This window comes from Syntrophomonas sp. (genome assembly GCF_028707975.1).
Classification (GTDB): Bacteria; Bacillota; Syntrophomonadia; order Syntrophomonadales; family Syntrophomonadaceae; genus Syntrophomonas.
Window position 1 is genome coordinate 33,459 of record NZ_JAQVZX010000017.1, and the last position, 2,429, is coordinate 35,887.

3 protein-coding genes are annotated in these 2,429 nt (G+C 48.5%); all 3 read left to right on the forward strand.

Features of this window, described 5'->3' with window-relative positions; genetic code table 11:
* The first annotated feature begins 169 nt into the window (after window positions 1-169).
* Window positions 170-991, forward strand: a complete 822-nt coding sequence (locus PHP87_RS04185; protein WP_299918761.1) for an energy-coupling factor transporter ATPase — start codon at window positions 170-172, stop codon at window positions 989-991.
* A complete protein-coding gene (locus PHP87_RS04190) occupies window positions 976-1,848 on the forward strand; it encodes an ATP-binding cassette domain-containing protein (RefSeq protein WP_299918762.1) in 873 nt (290 codons plus the stop codon). The genes PHP87_RS04185 and PHP87_RS04190 overlap by 16 nt, the downstream gene beginning before the upstream one ends.
* A gap of 240 nt (window positions 1,849-2,088) precedes the next feature.
* A partial coding sequence (locus PHP87_RS04195) for a CbiQ family ECF transporter T component (protein WP_299918764.1) occupies window positions 2,089-2,429 on the forward strand: 341 nt, incomplete at its 3' end.

Consider the following 2,429-nt stretch of genomic DNA (forward strand, 5'->3'; position numbering starts at 1 on the left):
GTCGGGAGACGGAACAGTAGTTTAGCGATTGTTCAACTATTGTTTAACCATTGTATTAGTAACGTGAGGGGTTTAAGTTATTTCCCGCCAGGTCTTACTATCCAAGCCCCTAATAACTCACCTTTCATCGGTGAGCGGTGGTTGAAGCCCTCGGCCATGAGGAGTAAGTATGATAAGTCTGAGAAATATGACTTATTTTTATCCGGGAGAAGAGCTTCCGGCTTTAAAAAACATAAACTTGGATGTTGGGGAGAATGAATTCCTGGTAATACTGGGGAGAAATGGCTCCGGCAAATCAACTCTGGCCCGTTTATTAAACGGGCTTTTGCTTCCCATCCAGGGAAAAGTGGAAGTAGATGGATGGAACACTGCCGATGCGGATAAGCTTCAGCTTATCCGGCAAAGAGTCGGGCTGCTCTTCTCCAATCCGGATAACCAGTTGATTTCTAACCAGGTGGAGGAGGATGTAGCTTTTGGTCCGGAAAACTTGGGCCTTAAGCGCAGTGAAATCAGGCAGAGAGTGAGTGACTCATTGCAGCAGGTCTCCATGGAAGCCTATAGAAAAGCAGCTCCCGCTTTCTTATCCGGAGGCCAGAAACAAAAAGTGGCCATTGCTGGGGTAATGGCTATGAAGCCACGTTACCTGGTTTTGGACGAAGCACTGTCCATGATTGATCCCCGGGGAAAGTCGGAAATCATAGAGAGTATTCGTTGTCTGCATAAGAATAAGGGAGTATCCTTAATTATGATTACCCACGATCTGGAGGAGGCGAGAGGGGCTGACCGGGTGGTGGTCCTGGGAGAGGGAGAGGTAAAAGCAATCTCCACTCCCGGGGAATTATTTCCCTTGCGGCGTTTATTGCTGGCCCTGGGCCTGGAGCCCTTAGAAATAAGCAATATCATTGAAGAAATCAACAGCCGGGGGATTTCGTTTGGAAGAAATATTTTGGAGATGGATAAGCTGGTTGAGGAAATATGTCGCTTCATCTAGAAAAGCTATCTTTTACATATCAGTTGGGCACGCCTTTCGAAAGAACGGCCCTGAGCGGGCTAAACCTATTCATTAATGACGGGGAGTTCGTGGGTATTACCGGCGAAAGCGGTTCTGGAAAATCCACCCTCCTGGAAATTCTAAGTGGCCTGCTCTTCCCTTTCAGCGGCAAGCTCCGGCTGGATACTGAAATCATCAATTCAGGCCGCCGTAAATCGCTGGAACGGCTGCGCCAAAAGGTGGGGCTGGTATTCCAGTTTCCGGAGGAGCAAATATTCGAAAAGCAGGTATATGATGAAATAGCTTTCGGCCCGCGCAACCTGGGCTTATCCCACAGTGAAGTGGATGAGCGGGTGCGGGAAGCCATGGCCTCTATGGGACTGGGTTTTGAAAACTACAGGCTGCGCCGCTGTCACATCCTGAGCAGCGGCGAGAAGCGTCGCCTGGCCATCGCGGCTATACTGGCCATGAAACCTCAGGTTCTTCTCCTGGATGAGCCTGCTGTCGGATTGGACTATGAAGGCCGACAGGCCTTGCTGCAATGCCTGTCCTATCTAAACCGGGAAAAGCGAATCAGCATTATAATGGTATCACACCATTACCAGCAGTTGTTGGCCTCTTGCCCCAGGATAATACTCTTGGATAAAGGCCAGCTCATCCTGGATGCCGCATCCTCTTCCTGGTTGGAATACTTGGATTTCCTAATGCAGAAGGGTTGGAAACTGACTGCCTCTCAGGAACTGGTTTATCGCTTAATGCAGAAGGGCTGGGAGTTTTCTTCCTCCCCTCGCAGCCCCGAAGAAACGGCCCGGGCAGTGGTAGACTTCATTCGCCGCTCCCGCCCGGGTCGTGGCTAAAAGATAATGTCACTGCAAAAAGTAATAAATATGCATTGGTGTGCATAAATATACCGCTCAGCACCCTTAATAGCGACCGCAGGGAGCATCAGAAGTGCCCGACAGGGTGCACCCTTAATAGCGATCGCATCACCTTCGCCAACGCTCGCTTTGTATATTTATGTAACCCTTATGCAACAAAAAGGGTTTTTTTAGAGTGGTGTCAAAGGATAAATTAATTAAAGCGGGGAGCGAGGAAATATGAATACAAGCCTGATTCTGGGCCAGTACATACCAGAAAAATCCATAATTCATGAGCTGGATCCGCGCAGCAAAATAATCGGAACTGCTCTATTGAGTCTGGCTGTTTTCTGGAGTGTTTTTCCTGAAGAACAGATACTGCTACTACTGCTGGTAATAATTATTATGTTGGGTAGTAGGATCACTCCGCGAATCCATTACCAGGCCTTGAAACCATTTTTTTTAATCCTGGCCCTGGCTCTGTTGATTCAGATGCTTATGACTCCTGGTCGGGGTCTTTTTGAGTTTTATTTCATCAAAGTCAGCGTAGAAGGACTGTGGGCCTCGGGGTCATTGGGCTT